Genomic DNA, 17852 nt, shown 5'->3' with positions numbered 1-17852 from the left:
TCACAGGGGCCCGAAGCGATAGCCGAAACCGCGCACGGTCTGGACGTAACGGGGGCTGCGCGGGATGTCCTCTATTTTCGTCCGCAGCCGCATGACGCAGGCGTCGACCAGCCGCGCGTCGCCGTGGTAGCTGTGCTCCCACACGTGCTCCAGCAGCTGCTGGCGGCTGAAGACCTGCCCCGGGGTGGCGGACAGGAACAGCAGCAGCTTCATCTCCGAGGGGGCCAGCGCCAGATCCTGGCCGCCCTTGCCGACGACCAGGCCGGCGCGGTCTATGGCCAGTTCGCCGTAGGTCTCCACCGGGGCGGGGCCCGGCTCGGCGGCGGCCGGGGTGCCGTCGGCGGGCAGCGCGGTACGGCGCAGCACCGCGCGCATCCGCGCTTCGAGGACCTCACCACGGGCCGGTTTGACGATGTAGTCGTCGGCGCCGGCCTCCAGGCCGAGCACCACATCGAGATCGTCGCCGCGGGCGGTGAGCATGATGATCGGCAGCTGCCGCTCGGCGCGGATGAGCCGGCAGACCTCGAAGCCGTCCTTGCCGGGGAGCATCAGGTCCAGCAGCACGATGTCGGGGCGGAAGCCCGGCAGGACCTCCAACCCCTCCTCCCCGCTTGCCGCGGCCGCCACTTCATGGCCGCGCCGCCGCAGGGCCAGGGACACTCCGTCCCGTACGGCGGCGTCGTCCTCGATCAGAAGTACACGTGGCATGGGTCCAGTATCAATAAGTTTCATGATGGATCCGTAACAGGAGCAGCCTGCCCCCACTCCGGTGCATCTCACGTGGTGCAAGGCGGTGCGCGCAACTCGGCCACCGCCCTTCGGTACGCACACGAGCACGGTAGGGACGGGGTCGGCATGGCACGGCGCTTCGCCAGAGAGAGCGGCATCATCGGGGTGGCCGCGGCGGCGGTGGTTTCACTCGCGGTCGCGGGGACGCTCGCCTTCGGCAATTTCGGAACCACTTCCCAGGCCGAGGCGGAGAGTGCCGACGACGCCAAGGCCCAGCGGGCCGCCCCGCTCGCCCCGGTCGACCCCTCCATCGTGCACGCCTCGGACCGCCCCGGCCGCAGCCTGAACATCACCATCGACGACGGCCCGGACCCGGCCTGGACCCCGAAGGTGCTCGCCGTGCTGAAGAAGTACAACGTCAAGGCCGTCTTCTGCATGATCGGGCCGCAGGCCAAGGCGCACCCGGACCTGGTCCAGCAGGTGGTGGCCGCCGGACACAAGCTCTGCGACCACACCGTCAGCCACAACACCGGTATGGATCACCAGCCGGAGAGCTACCAGTCGCAGCAGATACTCGACGCGCAGAAGATGATCGAGGACGCCGCGGGCGGCGCACGCGTCGAGTACTACCGCGCCCCCGGCGGCGCCTTCACGCCCTACAGCCGCAAGCTGGCCGCCCAGCACGGTATGCGGCCGCTGGGCTGGAACGTCGACAGCAAGGACTTCGAGGGCGGCACCGTCGACGGGATCGAGGCGACGGTGCGCGGTGAACTCTCCAACGGGCCCACGGTGCTGTTCCACGACGGCGGCGGCGACCGCGGCCGGACCGTCGAGTCGCTGGACCGGCTGCTGCCGTGGATGCAGCAGCAGGGCTACGGGTTCGGGTTCCCCAAGCGCTGAGGCGAGACCCCTGGCGGCCGTCCCGGGAAGCCGGGCGGCGGCCGTCTCGCCGGACAGCCCGGGGCCTGTCCGCCACCGACCTGCCGGACAGGCCCCGGGCTGTGCCGTCGCCTCCCGGTCTCCCGGTGCGACGGCCTCCTCCCCCGGCCCGGGTGCGTCATCGGCCCGCCGGCCCTGTGCCCCGCCCTACGCCGCGCCGAACAGCTCCGCGAGGCCGTGGTCCATGCCGAGGTGCGCCGACTCGCCGCCCGCGGGGACGGCTTCGTAGGAGCGGGCGAGGAACTGCCGGACGTCCGCGGTCCGCAACTGGACCATGGCCACGCCTTCCTCCGCGTGGAACTCCATCACCGTGCGGTCCGGGCCGGACGGCCGTACCCGTACATCGCCCCGCCCGGCCGGTACCCGCAGCCCCTCGTCGAGCAGTTCCCGGGCGAACGCCCAGTCCACGGCGGACCCGTCCAGCGAGATCTCCGGCGGGAAGAACATCCGTACCGCCAGGGGATCGGCGGGCTGATAGTGCAGCACGGCGGGCACCGCATGCGGGCCGAAGGTGGTGGCGATGAGGCGAACCTGGACGGCTTGGTCGATGACGGTGTTCATCGCGCTGCTCCCTTACGGCTGTCGGGTCATGGGCAATGGCTCGTCCAGTAGGACGGTGTGCCCACGCTGGTCGTGCACGCGACATGGGTGTGAGGTATCTCATGTTGCGCACCGACTGTCCGACGGTCCGTCAGCTGGCGGCGACCGGCGGCGCCCCTCGCCCCGTCCTCCTGGCGCGCACGGCCGTCGGGCCGGCGGCGGGCGCGGCACAGGAGGCCCCGGGCGAGGTGCCCGTCGCCGCTAGGGCAGCCGCTGCTCCGGGAGGTGACCCGGGGACTCCGGCGCCCCGGGGCGCAGCAGGAACTCCTCCAGGATTCCCGGGGCCGCCGCCGCGGCGAAGGCCGGGGCCTCGGCGGCCGCGAGGTCCGGGATGCGGTAGCCCTCCTCGCCCGCGGCGACCGCGGCGGTCAGCGTGACCAGGCCGGCCCGGCGGGTGAACGGCGAGGTCGAGAACGTCCAGGCGGCGACGGCCTCGCGCTGGAGGGCGAGGGTGTCGCGGCTGAAGGTGCCCGAGCGGGCCACCAGATAGGGGCCCTGGATGCCGTGCCCCAGACTTTGGTACGCGTCCCGGGCCAGCCACAGCACGAGCGCCGTGGCCAGCACCGCGTAGATCCAGGCGCAGTGCAGCAGCACGGGGGTGAACGCCGCGCCGAGGCCGGCCAGTACAGCGGTGCCGGGCAGCACCGCCCACAGCAGTCCGCGCACCCGGCGCCGGCGCAGGGCGACGCGGGGGTGCGCGGCCAGCGCCACCGGAGCCCCGCTTCCCGGGAAGGGCGCCCGCAGCACACCGCCCGCCACCCGCAGCGCCTCCGTACGGGGCGCCGGGGGCAGCAGGCCGCTGCGCTTGCGGTTCTCCTCGCGATTGCCCAGACCACCCGCCACCGCGCGCACCAGCGCCCCGCCGCCGGCCCGCAGCAGCAGCGGTTCGCGCAGCAACACCCCGCGCAGCCGGGCCCGTTCGATGGTGACCGAGCGGGTGGTGAACAGCCCGCGGCGCACCCGCAGCGTGCGCGCGTCGGTCCACTCCAGGCAGTAGTTCCACCAGTTCTCGACGTACAGGGCGACGGCGCCGACCGAGCCGAGCGCGAGGACGGCGAGCAGCGCCGCCGGGATCGTCAGCCACAGGGCGCTCGCGCCGAACTCGCTGAACGCCTGCTGGACGAAGCCCAGTTTCCAGGGCTCGATACCGATGCCGTCCAGGACCCGGTAGACCGAACCGGCCACCACGAACACCCCGCCGACGACCCAGAACGTCAGCGGCGCGTACCGCAGCCAGCGCCACCGGACGCGGGCCAGCACCGGATCGTTCTCGGCCGACGCGGCGTCCGCGTACGCGAGCAGCTCCGCGCGCAGCCGTTCCGCCTCCGGGACCGCGAGCGCCTCCAGCGACAGCTCGCTGCGGCCGTCGCCCGAGCCCGCCGTACCGGCCCGCAGGACGGTGACCCCCAACAGCCGGTGCAGCGGCGACGCGGTCAGATCGACCGTACGGATGCGCTGCAGCGGCACACTGCGCAGCCGCCGCGTCAGCAGCCCGCTGCGCACATCGAGGGTGAGAGCCGCGTGGCCCTGGCCGGGAGCCCCCGCGCCGTCCGGCCGCCGGGCGATACGGAACTCCGTACGGGCCCAGCGGATCAGGCCGATCGTGGTGACGACGGCGAACGAGGCGGCGACCGCGGCGAGCGTGATCCAGGCCCGGGCGGTGATACGGCCCCCGGTGGCCAGCGCCGTCAGCGCCAGCGAACCGAGCGGCGCCGCCAGCCAGCCGCAGTGCACAAGAAGGGTGCGCGGATCCAGCCGCCGCCACTCGCCCGTTCCCGCGGGGTCGGCGGGCGCGACGGGGGCCGTGCCCGGTATGTCGCGGGCCACGGCCGGTGTTTCGTGCTCGTGCGGTGTGCTCATGCGGCATCACCCGGCACGTCCTGCGCCGCCTCGCCGATCCGCCGGGACAGCTCCTCGGCGTCCGCGTCGGACAGCCCCGCGATCTTGATGTCGCCCGCGGTCGAGGCGGTGGTGACGGTCACCGTCGCCAGCCCGTAGCGCCGCTGGAGCGGCCCGCGCACGGTGTCCACCGTCTGCACCCGGGACAGCGGCGCGATCCGCCGCTTCTGCCAGAACCAGCCGCCCGCCGCGTAGACCGCGCGCCCGCCCAGCTCCCAGGCGTGCACCGCGTAGCGCCACCGCGGCATCACCACGAGGTAGCCGACGGCCGGCAGCACCAGCACCACCAGCAGCAACGGGCCCAGCCACGGCAGCGCGCCCGGGAAGAAGAGGAGGGACAGCACCGCCATGACGACTGCGGTGAGCAGCATCGGTCCGCTGAGCGTCAGCAGCGCCTGGACCGTCCACCACTGACGGGCCCGGGGATCGACTCGATGGCGGGGCGGGCGCAGCAACGGGGCGGCGTGCTCGGGCATCAGGGTCACCGTTTTCCAAGTCAAGCGTATTGAGTGGCGATACGTTATAACGGTACAAGCGACTTGTAAAAGCGGACCGGGCTCCCCCGGATCGGGGCCGCGTGAGGGTCGTGCACAGTACGAAGGAGGTCATCCGTGCCCAAGAAGGTGGACCACGAAGCCAGGCGCCGGGAGATCTCGGAGGCGCTGTGGCGGATCGCGAGCACCCGCGGGCTCGACGGTGCGAGCCTGCGCGATGTCGCGGCGGAGGCCGGGATCTCGCTCGGCCGGCTGCAGCACTACTTCCGCACCAAGGACGAGATGCTCGTCTTCGCCCTCCGGTACATCAACCGGCTCGCCGCGGACCGGATCCGCGCCCGCATCGAGGCGCTGGACGAGGAGCCGACACCCCGCGAGGTGCTGCGCGCCTGCCTGTCGAGCATGCTGCCGCTGGACGACCAGAGCCGCATCGGGCTGCTGGTCGGCGCCGCCTACTACGCCCGCGCCGTCCACGACGAGGCCCTGCGCGCCGAGGCCGAGAACGGCATCCCCCAGCTCCGCGCCTTCCTCACCGGCCAACTACGGCTGGCCGCGGAGCGCGGCGAACTGCCGCCGGAACGCGCCACCGAGGACGAGGCGATGCTGCTGATCAGCGCGGTCGACGGGCTCGCCACCTATGTCCTGCTGGGCGTGCACGCACCTGAAGCCGCGCTACGGCTGGTGGATCTGCAACTGGCGAAGCTCTTCGGGGCGGATGGGGTGGACGCGGTGGGCGAGGTGGCAGGGGCGGTCGCTCCTGGGGTGGGCTAGGCCCGTGGGCGTCCGCTGGGGGTGTCCTGGGGGGCGGCCGGGGTGCGAGGTCTGGGGGCGAGGCCCCCGTTTCCAGGGGTGAGGTTCCTGCCTCCGGAGGTGGTGTCCCTGTCTCCGGAGGTGGTGCTCCTGCCTCCGGAGGCGGTGTCCCTGTCTTCAGAGGTGGGGTCTCTGTCTCCGGTGGGGAGGTGGCTGCCTCCAGTTGCCCAGGGGCGGGGGCCTACGCCTCGCGCAACAGGGCGACGAGATCGGCCTCGACGTCCAGGTGCCGCGCCTCCTCGCCCTTCGCGACGAGCTGGTACGACCGGGTCAGGAAGGCCCGCAGTTCCTGGGTTTCGAACTGCACCACCGCCATGCCCCCGACGGCGTGGAACTCCACCACCACGGCGTCGGTGTCGTACGGCCAGATCTGCACATCGCCCGACCCGGCCGGCCCGCACAGCCCTTCCTCCAGCAGGTCGCGCCCGAACGTCCACGCCACCTCCGCCCCGTCCAGCGACGCGGCGGGCGGAAAGACCAAGCGCACCGCGAACGGGTCGGCGCGGTCGTAACGCAGGCTCGCCGCGATCACCTGCGACCGGGGAGCGGTCGCGATGAGACGGGCCTGAACGGCTTGGTCGATGACGCTGGACATCGTCGGCTCCCTTGTATGCGATGCGGTTCGCTGTGCTCGTGGCCACGAGGCGGTGCGTTCGGGCCTTTAGGCGGTTCGTTTGGGCCTTTGGCCACTAGGACGCGCAGGTCATCGCACCAGGTGCATTGGATTCCTACGTGACCTGCATCACGGGCCTTTGAATGTACGTATATGCCCTCTTTGCTGTGCGCGCGGGGGCGGGATCGGCCGTGGATCGGTTGAGGTGACGGAGCGTCAGGCGTCTCTCGAGCCGTCGAGGGGCCCCGCGGCCGGGGGTGATCGGGAGTGTGATCGGGGGTCGGGCGGGTGGCGCGACGGGTGGTGGTCGCTGTGGTGGCGGGCCGGGGCGGTGGTCTGGACGGCGCGGTCGGGCTGGGCTAGCTTCCAGCCCACAACCAGAGCGGGGTGGGGCGAATGCGGCGCAAGGGGCGCTTGTTGGGCGGGGGCTCGGACCGGGTGACGGAGCCGGCGTCACGTATCCGCAGGGCTCGCCGCCGGGCAGCCATGGTGACCGGAGCGGCGGTGCTCGCCACGATGGCGGCCGGGCCGGCGGCCGCGGCCCGGCCGGCTTCGTCCACGGCGGCACCGGCTCGGGCGGGCGAGCCGGCATCGGCGGCAGCACTCAGCACCCCGGATGCCGGCTGGCGGCTCAAGGACAGCGGCAGCACCGCCCGCTTCCGCGGTCTCGCGGCCGTGAGCCGGACGACCGCCTGGGTCGCCGGCACGGCGGGCACCGTGCTGCGCAGTCACGACGGCGGCAAGCACTGGAGCGACATCTCGCCACCCGGCGCGGGGGCGCTGGAGTTCCGCGACATCGAGGCGTTCGACGCGCGCCGTGCGGTCGTCCTCGCGATCGGCGAGGGCGAGGCCTCGCGCGTCCTCCGCACCGAGGACGCCGGCGCCACCTGGACCGAAAGCTTCCGCAACACCGAACCCCGCGCCTTCTACGACTGCCTGACCTTCTTCGACCGGCGGCACGGCATCGCCCTCAGCGACCCCGTCGACGGCAGGTACCGCATCCTGTCCACCGCGGACGGCGGCCGCAGTTGGCGCGTACTGCCGACGAAGGGCATGCCGCCTGCCCAGCAGGGCGAGGCCGCGTTCGCCGCCAGTGGCCAATGCCTGGTCTCCAGCGGCAGCCGAGACGCCTGGATCGCGACGGGCGGCGCGGCCACCGCCCGCGTCCTGCACACCACCGACCGCGGCCGCACCTGGTCCGCCACGGACACCCCGCTGCCCGCGGGCGACCCGGCCCGCGGCGTCTTCGCGCTCGCCTTCCGCGACCGCGCCCACGGCCTCGCCGTCGGCGGCGACTACCGCCCCGACCAGCTCTCGCCCCACGCCGCCGCGGTCAGCGACGACGCCGGCAAGACCTGGGCCCCGGCCGCCGCACCCCCCAACGCCTACCGCTCCGGCGCCGTCTGGCTCCCGCACTCCCGGCACCTCGCCGTAGCGGTCGGCCCGTCCGGCAGCGACCTCACCCTCGACGGCGGCCGCACCTGGCACACCTTCGACCACGGTGCGTACGACACCGTCGACTGCGCCCCCGACCTGGGCTGCTGGGCCGCGGGCGAACGAGGCCGGATCGCCCGCCTGGAGCCATGAGGGCGAGAGCCGGGGGTGGGGCGTCCGCGGTTTCCGTGGTGGGGGTGATGGTGGGGGAGTGCCGGTCGGGGTGATGGGTGCGGCAGTGCCGGTCGGGGTGATGTATGCGGCAGTGCCGTTGGGGTGATGGGTGGAGCAGCGCCGATTGGCGTGACGGTGGGCCGGGTGGCGCGAACGCCGGCCGCTCCGCCTCACTGGGCCGCTGCGGTTCCCCGCGCCCGATGTTGCCCATCGGTCCCCCTCGGCTTGTCGCCCCTACCGGTGCCGCACCAGCCACTCGCCCGGCGCCCGTCCCCGGCTCGCCGTCCTTACTCCATCAGGCTTCCGAGCCGCCCCTCCAGCACCACCAGCAACTCGCCCAAGGCCGCGGAGAGTTCCTCCTGCCGCTGATCGCCGATGCCGTCGAGCAGCGCCGCCTCGTACCGCAGCTGTTCGGGCAGCAGCCGATCGATGGTCTCCCGCCCCTCGTCGGTGAGCGAGAGGTGCGCGACGCGGCGGTCCCGGTCGTCGGGGCGGCGGGCGATCAGTCCGCGCTCCTCCAACTGCCGTACCCGCTTGGTCACCGCGGCCCCGGAGGCAAAGGTCTCGCGGACCACCCGGCCGGGGGTCACCTCACGGTCCATCCGGCGCAAGGTGCCGAGGATGTCGAACTCGGGACGGGTGAGTCCGGCCTTCCGCAGGGGCGCATCGGACGCCTGCTGCAGCAGCGCGGAACAGCGGTTGAGCCGTCCGATCACCGCCATCGGGCCGGTGTCCAGCCCAGGGTGCACCTGCTGCCACTGGCGCAGCACCCCCGCGACGATGTCCTCGGTCACCCGCACACTCCTCTCGGCCACATCCCTCAATTGTGCCTGCCGCCGTTCCGGCCGCCGCGCCGGGCGGGCACGCGGGTCAGCCGACCGGCACCGGCACCGGGGGCTGCCGCACCAGCCCGGCCAGCGCCCGGTGCCCCTGCTGCTCGGCACGCGCGATCCGCTCCTCGGGCAGGGCACGCTGCCACCACTCGCCGCCCGCCACCTCCACGGCTTCACGCAGCTCGACCAGACACCTGGCCAGCCGGTCACGCGCCCAGCCGGCCTCCAGGGCCCCACTGGTCTCGATGGCCCAGCCGACCTCCGGGGCGTGGCCGGCTTCCCGGGTCCAGCCGGCCTCCCGGGCCACACCGGCCTTCCGGCCCCTGCCGGTCTCCTGCGCCCAGCCGGCCTCCGGCGCGTAGCCGAGCTCCCGGCCCCCGTCCGCTGTCGGCGTGGCCCCCTTCGCCAGCAACCGCAGGGCGACGGCCTCCGCAGCCTCGACCCGGCCCAGGGCGACTTCGATACGGTCGGCGGCCCGCCGGTTGGTGACCAGGACGCAGCAGGCCAGCCCCACCACCGCGCCCACCACCGTGTCGATCCAGCGGTCGGCGACCAGCGTGCCGGCCGGCAGCCGCTGCCCGAACTCGGTCAGCAGCAGCGCCATCGGCGTGACGCACACCGAACCGAGCCAGTAGTTGCGGGTGATACACGCCTCCGCGCCGAGCTGGAAGGCCAGCGCCAGCGCGATCATCACGAGCTCCCCGAGGTGCATCAACGGCAGCAGCGCGGTGTAGAGCACCAGGCCGAGCAGATTGCCGAGGGTCCGCTGCAGCGCCCGTTGCCAGGAGAGCGTGGTGTTGGCCTGATAGATCGAGGCCGCGGTGACCACGGCCCAATACGGGTGCCCGACACCGACCGCCATCGACACCCAGCCCGCCAGCACACACCCCGCGGCGACCCGTGCCCCGATGGGCAGCAGCGGTGACCCGGGCGCGAGCTGGGTGAGCACCGCCCGCACCCCGTGCGGCCGACCGGGCGCGGGCCGCCGCGGCGCCCGTGCCTCTTCGGCGACGCCCACCAACTCCGCTGCCTGCTCGTCCGAGAGCACCACCCGGGGCAGCGCCCGCCCGCTCCGCACCTCACGCGCCCAGACACCGAGCCGCTCGGCTTCACCCTCCGCGGACCGGCCGTCGTGCCCCAGCGCCGATTCGGCCCGCACCAGCAAGCGTTCGAGTCCGGCTCGCGCGACGGCCCTTGCCGGGTGACGTGCCGGAACCAGGAACAACGTGTGCCAGGCGGCGTTCACCGCGGCCGCAGTGGCATGTCGTGCCTGCGCCACACCCGCGGGCTCTCCACCGGCCGATTCCATCCCGCCGTCCGACCCTGCTTGGGTACGCAGCAGAACCGCCGCGGCCTCAAGTGCGCGGGCGACGGCGATCCGTTCCGGCCCCTGCGGCCGTATCAGCGCGGGTGCCATGCAGACCAGCCAGGCAAGCCCTCCGGCACCGAGGGCCAGCGCCAGATGCGGGGGCACCTCGCCGAGGTGCTGCGGCACGAAGAAGGCCGAGGCCGTGATGAACGTCAGGATGACGTTCGCCGGCGGACCGATGCGCGTCGCATCACAGGCCATCTTGTGGACCGCGGACATCAGCGAAGCGAGCACGACGAGCAACGCGGTGGACTTGGTCAGCGAGGCGACGGTCAGCGCCACGCCAAGACTCGCGACCATGCCGAGCACCACCCACAACAGAGTGCGAGCGCGCGCGGCGTACGGCAGGCCGTGCGCATACAGGGCGCACATCGCCCCGGCCGAGGTGTAAAGGATCAGATCCAGCCGCCCCAGGCCGAACAGCACGAGGTCGGGGACCGCCAGCGCCACCACCGCGCTGAGCGCCGGCTTGTGCCAGATATCGACCGGCTTGCGCAGCCGGACACTGCTCCTGACGGGCAACGGTCTGACCCGCACCCCACTTCCGGGCACGGCACGCGCACTCATCCCGGACGGCTTGGCATGCTTCCCCATGGAGGGAAGATTAGCAGGTGTTTTACTAGTGAAATATATCCCCGGTGTGACGTCAATCGGATCTGCGGGGGGGGCGGAGGGGCGGTGGGAGGGGCCGGCAGGAGGCAGGGACGGAGGAAGCGGAGGGGAGGCCGGGGCTGGAGGTGGGGGCAGGCGCAGCGGAGGGCGAGACCGGGTGGCGGGACTTGGAGACAGCGGCAGCGGAAGGGGGGCGACCGGGCAGTCGGCGGCAGAGGCAGGCAGAGGCAGGCAGAGACAGCAGAGCGGCAGAGGCAGCAGAGAGGGAGAGGGGCCGGGCGGGCCGAGGCCGGGAAGGGCGGGGCGACAATAGCCAGGTGCCAGCCGCCAAGAAGAAGACGACGACCGCGAACGCGTCACCAGAGCGCCGCCGCGAACTCCTCAACATCGCGGCGGAGGTATTCGCCGCACACGGTTACAACGCCACCACCGTCCGCCGCATCGCGGACGAGGCGGGGATGCTCGCGGGCAGTCTCTACTACCACTTCGATTCCAAGGAATCGATGCTGGACGAGATCCTCTCCAGCTTCCTGACCGAGCTGTGGGACGGCTACGACGCCGTGCTCGCCGCCCGCCTCGGCCCCAGGGAGACCATCGAAGCCCTGGTCACCGAGTCCTTCCGGGAGATCGACCGGCACCGCGCGGCCGTCGCCATCTACCAGAAGGAAGCCAAGCACCTCACCGCCCAGCCCCGCTTCGGCTACCTCACGGACTCGCAGCGGAAGTTCGAAAAGGCCTGGCTGGGCACGCTGGAACGAGGCGTCGCCGACGGAGTCTTCCGAGCCGACCTCGACATCCGGCTCACCTACCGCTTCGTCCGCGACACCGTCTGGGTGGCGGCGAGCTGGTACCGGCCCGGTGGGCAGCACAGCCCCGAGGAGATCGCCCGCCAGTACCTCTCCATGGTGCTGGACGGCATCGCCGTACGCGCCTGACCCGCCCCGGCAGGGTGGCACCTCTGCGCCATCGTCACGCCCCGGCGCGCTGCCGCCGACCGCTCAGCAGGAACTGTTCTTCACAAACAGGGCCCGCGACGCCCAGGTCGTGCCGTACCGGACGTCCTTCGTCGCGCCCTTGGGGAGACTGCCGTGGGGGTCGCGCTGATGCGGGACGACGATGGTGAAGCAGGCGGTCCGCCGGCTGCACAGATTCGTCAGCCGGACGTAGCGCTGGTGGCCCTTGCTGAAGTACTTCCGCACTATCACGCAGTGCGGCGCCCGTTCCGCCGCCGCAGCGGTGGAGGCACTGGTGATGGTCAAAGTGGCGCTGCAGGCCACCGCCGCCAGCGCTATCGCCATGATCTTCCGCACCGTAAGCTCCCCCGCTGGAAAACTTGGATTCCCCCGCGAAGCCCGCACCGGGTTCGCACGTTCATTCCCCATTGTCCACGCGCACCTCAGGTAAATCAGCCCCGGGGGTCCCACGGGGACACACCCGCGACATCAGAGCAACCCTTCCGCAACCGAACCCACCCGAGCTGATGCCAGGCCGCCCCCCCCCGCGGGGAAGAGCCCACCAAGGATCCGTGCCACCCAACCGGGCCGTACCGCCCGACGGCTCCGAGCCAACTGCGAAGCCGTGCCGCCCGGCCGGATCGACCTGTCCGCTGGGGCTGTGCCGCCCGCCGGTTCCGTGCCGCCCGACCGTGTTGTGTCGCCCGACGGCTCCGAGCCAACTGCGAAGCCGTGCCGCCCGGCCGGATCGACCTGTCCGCCGGGGCTGTGCCGCCCGCCGGGCGGGTCTGTGGCACCTGACAGTGTTGTACCGCCCGCCTCGGTCGACGGACCGAGCGAGCCCCTCCCATCGACCGATGGGCCGGGCCGCCCCCTCGACCGACGGGTCGAGCGAGCCCCTCCCTTCGGCCGGGATGCTGTGCTGCCCCACCTCGATCGACGGGTCAAGCGAGCCGCTCCCGTTGGCCGACAGACCCGAGTGGGCCGCCCCAATCAGTCAAGGATCCGAGCGCGTCCCCCCCGCCGGCCAGGGGGCCAAATGAGCCGGGCCGAACCGACCCGAACCGACCCGAGACGAACCGAGCCGGTCTGCCCAAGGAGATGGCCCGGAGCGAGTGCGGCGCCTCGGAGAGGCAGGGGCGGAGCAACGGGGGTCGGCCTGAAGGCAGCGTGGCGGCCGGGTGTCACTCGCCCGCGGGCGGGCGGGCCGCCACCACCTTCAGGCCTCGGTCCGCGAACTCACGGCGGGTTGCCTCCTTCGCTCCGCTGTCCGTGATGAAGGTGTCAAAGACATCCGCGTCGCCGACCCGGGCGAAGCAGCGCTCGCCGATCTTCGACGAGTCCGCGACGACCACGGCGCGCCGGGCACGCTCGGCCATGAGGCGGTTGACCCGGGCCTCCGCCTCGTCGTGCACCGTGGCCCCCATCATCGGGTCCATGCCGTTGGCGCCGATGAACGCGGTGTCGATGGAGATCTGCTGCAGCACCAACTCGCTGAACGGGCCCACCAGTTCAAACGACCGCGAGTGGGCCACCCCGCCCGTGAGCACGATCTTGATCTGCGGCCGTACGGCCAGCTCGTTGGCGATGTTGAGGGAGTTGGTGACGATCGTCAGATGCGGTTGCGGGCCGGCCTCCGCGAAATCCGGGCGGGTGGCGAGCGCCCGGGCGATCGCCGTGGTCGTCGTGCCGCCGCTCAGCCCGACCACGTCCCCCCGCTCGACCAGCTTTGCCGCGGCCTGCGCCACTGCCTCCTTCTCCGCCGATCGATGAGCGTGCTTGTAGCGGATGGGCAGGTCGTACGCCACCGAACTGAGCACCGCCCCGCCGCGGGTGCGGGTCAGCAACTGCTGCTCGGCCAGCGCGTCCATGTCGCGCCGCATCGTGGCGGCCGAGACCTCCAGCGCGGTCGCCGCCTCCTCGACGTCCACCCGGCCCCGGTCGCCGAGCAGCTCGAGCAGTGCGTTCATCCGTTCATGGCGCTTCATGGCGCGAGCCTAATTCGTTCCAGCAGGCCACGGCGACGCGCCGTAGGCGCCCCCGTGCTCCGTCCCGCACTCCGTCGCGGCCGACCCTCCTGTCCCTCCAGCCCTCTTGTCCTCCCGCCCTCCGTCCGCTGTGGCGACCGCCGCCCCGCCCGCCGTGAAGAAGCACCGCCGGGGCGATGATCCGCCCGCCGCCCCCTCACCCCCGGGCCGGCGCCTGGGCCGCGTACTGGCCCGGAACCGTCGCCGGAGCCCCCAGCACCGCCAGCAGCCTCGCCGCTTCCTCGGCCACTGCCTCCCGAGCGGGCTTGAGGTACTTCCGGGAGTCGACGAGTGCGGGGTCGGCGTCCAGTGTGTGCCGTATCGAGCGGGTGAAGACGGACACCAGATGAGTGGAGATATTGATCTTCGTCATTCCGGCGGCGATGGCCCGCCGCAGCTCGTCGTCGGGCACTCCGGACGAGCCGTGCAATACCAGCGGCACCGGCAGCGTGCTGTGCAGCGCCGCGATCAGGTCCTTGTCCAGTACGGCCGTGCGCTCGTGCATCGCATGGGAGGAGCCGACGGCCACGGCGAGCGCATCCACCCCCGTGGCACGGACGAAGGCCAGTGCTTCGTCGGGGTCCGTGCGTGCCCCCGGGGCATGGACTCCGTCCTTGCCGCCCACTTCGCCGAGTTCGGCCTCGACGTAGGCGCCACGGTCATGGCACCAGGAGGTGAGTTCGGCAGTGGTGGCCACGTTCTCCTCGTACGGAAGGGCGGAGGCGTCCACCATGACGGAGCCCACCCCGGCAGCGACGCCCTGGTGGACGAGGTCGGCATCGGTGATGTGGTCGAGGTGCACCGCGATCGGGGCGGTTGAGCCCTCCGCGAGGGCGAGGGTGGCGCGCGTGAGGGGCAGCAGACTGCCGTGGTAGCGGATGCAGTTCTCGCTGATCTGCAGGATCAACGGGGTGTCGGTGCGTTCGGCGGCGGTGACGAGCGCCTCGGCGGTCTCCAGATGGATGACGTTGAACGCCGCGGCACCGACCCGTGCCTCACGCGCGGAGTCGACGATCGATGAGGTCGGAACGAGGGGCATCGGAGGCTGACTCCCTTGCGGACGGGACGGATTGGCGTGGGGGAGACGGGGCGGGGGAGGTGGAGGCCCTAGGAGGCGGCCGGCGTTTCGAGCATCACCGAGCGGGTCAGGTTGCGGGGGTTGTCCGGGTCCAGGCCGCGGGCGCGAGCCCGCTCCAGCGCCACCCGCTGGACCAGCACCAGATCGGCGAGCGGATCGCGCGCATGGCACACGAAGCGCGCCCCGGTCCGCACCACATCGGCCTCCAGCCCCTCCGGCGCCCGACCGAAGAGCCAGGTCACGCGGCCGGGTGCGGCTATCGCGATCGGGCCGTGGCGGTACTCCATCGCGGGGTGGGACTCGGTCCAACTCTGCGAGGCCTCCCGCATCTTGAGCGCCGCCTCGTTGGCCAGGCCGAACGTCCAGCCCGTCCCGAGGAAGGCGAACTGCTCGGCGTCCACCCATTCCTTCTCCACCGGCGAGGCCAGCGCCTCCTCCGCGTCGGCCACCGCCTGGGAGACGTCCTCGCCCAGGTGCGCACGCAGCAGCGTCAGTGCCGTCGTCGCGAAACGGGTCTGCACCACCGACTTCTCGTCGGCGAAGGGCAGGGCGACCGTCTCGTCGGAGACCGCCACCGCCGGCGTCTCGGGGTCACCGATGATCGTCACCGTCGGGATGCGTCCCTTGACGGCATCGAGTACGCGCAACACCTCTGTCGTGGTGCCGGACCGGGTGATGGCGACGACCGCGTCATAGCCGCGGTCGCTGCCGAGGAACGCCTCGGAGGCGGCGAACGGGTCCGTCACGCCCTGTCCGGCCGCCTCGCGCAGTGCCGCGTACGACTGCGCCATGAACCACGAGGTGCCGCAGCCGACGACGGCCACCCGCTGTCCGGGCTTGGGCAGCGTGCCCGCGGCCGCCCCGATCCGCGCGGCCTCCCGCCAGGTCTCCGGCTGGCTGTGCAGTTCCTGCTCCATGTACGAGATCTCGCTCATGGCTCACCCTCCCGTGATGTGCGTGCGCTCCGGTGCTCTGCATGAAAGTGCAATATTTGCTTTCGTTGCAATCGACTGTACGCAGAAATCTGACGCGGTTCCATCCCTCGTGCGAGTGGAGGCGCCAGAGGGGAGGGGCGGGTACTGGGCCTCGTGGGTGCTCGACTTTCGGTTCTGCCGGGGCGGGGGCGGGGTGTCGGCAGCATGCCGAGAGTGCCTCGCGAAGTGTTGACAGCTGCGTGAAACTCTCCAAATACTTGCAAGATCAGTCATGTAGCAAGGCCCGCTCCGCCGCACAAAGGACTCCCCATGTCCATTGCCACGCTCTCCGCGACGCCCCCGCCACCGTCATCCCGGACCCCACGCCGCACCGGCAGGCTGTTCGCGCTCACCGGCGCCGTCGTCGGCGTCATCTACGGCTACGACACCGGCAGCATCTCCGGTGCCCTGGTGTTCCTGAGCAAGGACTTCCATCTCACCGAGGCCGAAAAAGGCCTGGTCAACAGCATCCTGGTGTTCGGCTCCATCGTGGGCGCGCTGATCGGCGGCAAGCTTGCCGACGCCCTGGGCCGCAAGGCGGCGATGCTGATCGTGGCCGGCTCGTACGCGGTGTTCGTCGCGCTCTCCGCCGTCGCGCCCGACGTCGTCGTGCTGGACGTCGTCCGCTTCCTGCTCGGCATCGCCATCGGCATCTCGATCGTGGCCGCGCCGCTCTATGTCGCCGAATCGACCCCGGCGCGTATCCGCGGGGCCTCGGTCGCCGCCTACCAGGTGGCCACGGTCGCCGGCATCGTCCTCACGTACTTCGTCAACTGGGGCCTGTCCGGCGGCGGTCACTGGCGCTGGATGCTCGGCCTCTCCGCGATCCCCGCCGCCCTCGTGCTGATCCCGCTGCTCAGGCTGCCGGACACCCCGCGCTGGTACGTCCTCAAGGGGCAGACGGAGCGGGCCGTCGAGGTCATGGCCATGACCGACCCGGACGTCGATCCGCGCGGGGAGGTCGCCGCCGTGGCTTCCGCGCTCGCCCAGGAGAGCGGTGGATCGGCACGCTCCCTGCTGCGCAAGCCGTACGCCCGTGCCGCGTTCTTCGTCGTCGGCCTCGGCTTCTTCTGCCAGATCACCGGCATCAACGCCGTGACGTACTACAGCCCGCAGATCTTCGAGGAGATGGGCTTCACCGGCAGCGGCCAGAACTTCCTGTTGCCGTCCTTCGTCCAGCTCGCCTCACTGGCCGCGACCGTGCTCGCCATCCTCATCATCGACCGGCTCGGCCGGCGGGTGGTACTGCTCTGCGGCATCGGCACGATGGCCGTGATGCTCGCCGTGCTGACCGTGGTCTTCGCCGGGGGCCGGCTGCACGGCGCCACGACCTGGGTGGGCTTCGCCGCCATCCTGCTGTTCACCGCGGCCTTCAACTTCGGCTTCGGATCGCTGATCTGGGTCTACGCGAGCGAGGCCTTCCCGGCCCAACTGCGCTCGACCGGGGCGTCGGTGATGCTCACCGCCGACCTGGTCGCCAATCTGCTGATCGCCCAGTTCTTCCCCTCCCTGATGGCCTGGGCGGGTGCGGCCCGGACGTTCGCGGGCCTCGGGTTCCTCGCGCTCGTCGCGCTGGTCTTCGCCGCCGTCACCGCTCCCGAGACCAAGGGGCGCCAGTTGGAGGAGATTCAGGACTACTGGCGCAACGGGGGGCGCTGGCCCGCGTCGCCGGCTCCTGTGCGCACCGGCACGCTCAGTGGTTCGGTGCCGCCGACGACTTCGTAGTCCGGGGTCAGGGCGCTCCTACCGAGCTGACGGGCAGGACCGCGTGCTCGACCGCCGGTCGCCCGGAGCGGAGAGCGCGGGCCTGGCAAGACAGCTGAAGGCGGTGCCCGGACTGCCGGATCGCCGGCGGTCCGGGCCGGAGGGGCGGTTCCTCAGGACGGGAGCTGTTCGCGGTACTGCTCCAGGGCCGGAGCGGTCGTCGTCGCCACGAACTCCGTGATCCGGTACTCGCACACCCCGGCGAGGCTGAACGGGTCCTCGGCCGCGATCCGCTCGACGGTCGCCCGGTCCGTCCCGGCGGCGAGGATCACGCCTCCGTCCCGCGGGACCTTGCGGCCCGCGGCGATGAAGTGCCCGGCGGCGTACTGCTTCTGCAGCCACTCCACATGGTCCTGAAGGACGGCGTCGACGCGTTCGAGGGGTGCGGTGTAGGTCAGTTCCAATACGAACATAGCTGCAATATAGACGAGGAATCAGGCGGAAACGGGGCCACCTTCCGCCCGGGAACGCGCAGGCCACGGACAACGCGTCGCGGCCCGGTGCCCCGCCCGGCCGGAGGTTCGCTCGCTCACCGGTTCGGTAGCGTGGG

At 72.0% G+C, this 17852-nt stretch carries 17 protein-coding genes; 5 read left to right on the top strand and 12 right to left on the bottom strand.

Going from position 1 to position 17852, the window contains the following annotated elements; translation table 11 throughout:
* Entirely contained in the window at positions 1-708 is a 708-nt protein-coding gene (locus AB0411_RS01570; RefSeq protein ID WP_366415146.1) for a response regulator transcription factor, read from the bottom strand.
* A gap of 147 nt (positions 709-855) precedes the next feature.
* On the opposite strand from AB0411_RS01570, the gene AB0411_RS01565 reads away from it, so the two are divergent.
* Positions 856-1629, top strand: coding sequence for a polysaccharide deacetylase family protein (locus AB0411_RS01565; protein WP_366415145.1), 774 nt, complete (start codon positions 856-858; stop codon positions 1627-1629).
* 186 nt (positions 1630-1815) lie between these two features.
* On the opposite strand, the gene AB0411_RS01560 is transcribed toward AB0411_RS01565, so the two are convergent.
* The 3 genes from AB0411_RS01560 to AB0411_RS01550 all read right to left on the bottom strand — a co-directional run bounded on the left by AB0411_RS01560 (position 1816) and on the right by AB0411_RS01550 (position 4643).
* Positions 1816-2229, bottom strand: a complete 414-nt coding sequence (locus tag AB0411_RS01560; protein ID WP_366415144.1) for an SsgA family sporulation/cell division regulator — start codon at positions 2227-2229, stop codon at positions 1816-1818.
* Between the two features lie 240 nt (positions 2230-2469).
* The gene (locus tag AB0411_RS01555; protein ID WP_366415143.1) at positions 2470-4128 is read right to left on the bottom strand and encodes a PH domain-containing protein; all 1659 of its coding nucleotides are present in this window, start codon (positions 4126-4128) and stop codon (positions 2470-2472) included.
* Positions 4125-4643 (bottom strand): PH domain-containing protein, encoded by a 519-nt coding sequence (locus AB0411_RS01550; protein ID WP_366415142.1) that lies wholly within the window; start codon positions 4641-4643, stop codon positions 4125-4127. Before AB0411_RS01550 ends, AB0411_RS01555 begins: the two co-directional genes overlap by 4 nt.
* 135 nt (positions 4644-4778) lie before the next feature.
* On the opposite strand from AB0411_RS01550, the gene AB0411_RS01545 reads away from it, so the two are divergent.
* Positions 4779-5432, top strand: coding sequence for a TetR/AcrR family transcriptional regulator (locus AB0411_RS01545; protein WP_366415141.1), 654 nt, complete (start codon positions 4779-4781; stop codon positions 5430-5432).
* 220 nt (positions 5433-5652) lie between these two features.
* Here the strand turns inward: AB0411_RS01545 and AB0411_RS01540 are convergent, their stop codons facing one another.
* Positions 5653-6066, bottom strand: a complete 414-nt coding sequence (locus tag AB0411_RS01540) for an SsgA family sporulation/cell division regulator (RefSeq protein WP_366415140.1) — start codon at positions 6064-6066, stop codon at positions 5653-5655.
* Between the two features lie 504 nt (positions 6067-6570).
* On the opposite strand from AB0411_RS01540, the gene AB0411_RS01535 reads away from it, so the two are divergent.
* Positions 6571-7671, top strand: coding sequence for a WD40/YVTN/BNR-like repeat-containing protein (locus tag AB0411_RS01535; protein ID WP_437041097.1), 1101 nt, complete (start codon positions 6571-6573; stop codon positions 7669-7671).
* A 308-nt stretch (positions 7672-7979) separates the two neighbouring features.
* Here AB0411_RS01535 and AB0411_RS01530 read toward each other — a convergent pair whose 3' ends face one another.
* Together AB0411_RS01530 and AB0411_RS01525 are read right to left on the bottom strand one after the other, a co-directional pair.
* Entirely contained in the window at positions 7980-8486 is a 507-nt protein-coding gene (locus AB0411_RS01530) for a MarR family winged helix-turn-helix transcriptional regulator (protein WP_366415139.1), read from the bottom strand.
* Between the two features lie 76 nt (positions 8487-8562).
* Positions 8563-10488: an FUSC family protein gene (locus AB0411_RS01525; RefSeq protein ID WP_366415138.1), complete on the bottom strand. Its 1926-nt coding sequence runs from the start codon at positions 10486-10488 to the stop codon at positions 8563-8565.
* A gap of 335 nt (positions 10489-10823) precedes the next feature.
* On the opposite strand from AB0411_RS01525, the gene AB0411_RS01520 reads away from it, so the two are divergent.
* Entirely contained in the window at positions 10824-11441 is a 618-nt protein-coding gene (locus AB0411_RS01520; RefSeq protein ID WP_366415137.1) for a TetR/AcrR family transcriptional regulator, read from the top strand.
* Positions 11442-11504: 63 nt separating this feature from the next.
* Here AB0411_RS01520 and AB0411_RS01515 read toward each other — a convergent pair whose 3' ends face one another.
* The 4 genes from AB0411_RS01515 to AB0411_RS01500 all read right to left on the bottom strand — a co-directional run bounded on the left by AB0411_RS01515 (position 11505) and on the right by AB0411_RS01500 (position 15499).
* Positions 11505-11816, bottom strand: coding sequence for a hypothetical protein (locus AB0411_RS01515; protein ID WP_366415136.1), 312 nt, complete (start codon positions 11814-11816; stop codon positions 11505-11507).
* Between the two features lie 827 nt (positions 11817-12643).
* The gene (locus tag AB0411_RS01510; protein WP_366415135.1) at positions 12644-13447 is read right to left on the bottom strand and encodes a DeoR/GlpR family DNA-binding transcription regulator; all 804 of its coding nucleotides are present in this window, start codon (positions 13445-13447) and stop codon (positions 12644-12646) included.
* A gap of 196 nt (positions 13448-13643) precedes the next feature.
* On the bottom strand, positions 13644-14525 hold the full coding sequence (locus AB0411_RS01505; RefSeq protein ID WP_366415134.1) for a class II fructose-bisphosphate aldolase: 882 nt from the start codon (positions 14523-14525) through the stop codon (positions 13644-13646).
* Positions 14526-14593: 68 nt separating this feature from the next.
* Entirely contained in the window at positions 14594-15499 is a 906-nt protein-coding gene (locus AB0411_RS01500) for an SIS domain-containing protein (protein WP_366415133.1), read from the bottom strand.
* 309 nt (positions 15500-15808) lie between these two features.
* On the opposite strand from AB0411_RS01500, the gene AB0411_RS01495 reads away from it, so the two are divergent.
* Positions 15809-17263, top strand: coding sequence for a sugar porter family MFS transporter (locus AB0411_RS01495; RefSeq protein ID WP_366415132.1), 1455 nt, complete (start codon positions 15809-15811; stop codon positions 17261-17263).
* A gap of 152 nt (positions 17264-17415) precedes the next feature.
* Here AB0411_RS01495 and AB0411_RS01490 read toward each other — a convergent pair whose 3' ends face one another.
* Positions 17416-17715, bottom strand: a complete 300-nt coding sequence (locus AB0411_RS01490; protein ID WP_366415131.1) for a YciI family protein — start codon at positions 17713-17715, stop codon at positions 17416-17418.
* Between the last annotated feature and the right edge of the window lie 137 nt (positions 17716-17852).

Source organism: Streptomyces angustmyceticus (assembly GCF_040701845.1).
Taxonomy (GTDB): Bacteria; Actinomycetota; Actinomycetes; order Streptomycetales; family Streptomycetaceae; genus Streptomyces; species Streptomyces angustmyceticus_A.
This window is presented reverse-complemented; position numbering and strand designations above follow the sequence as displayed.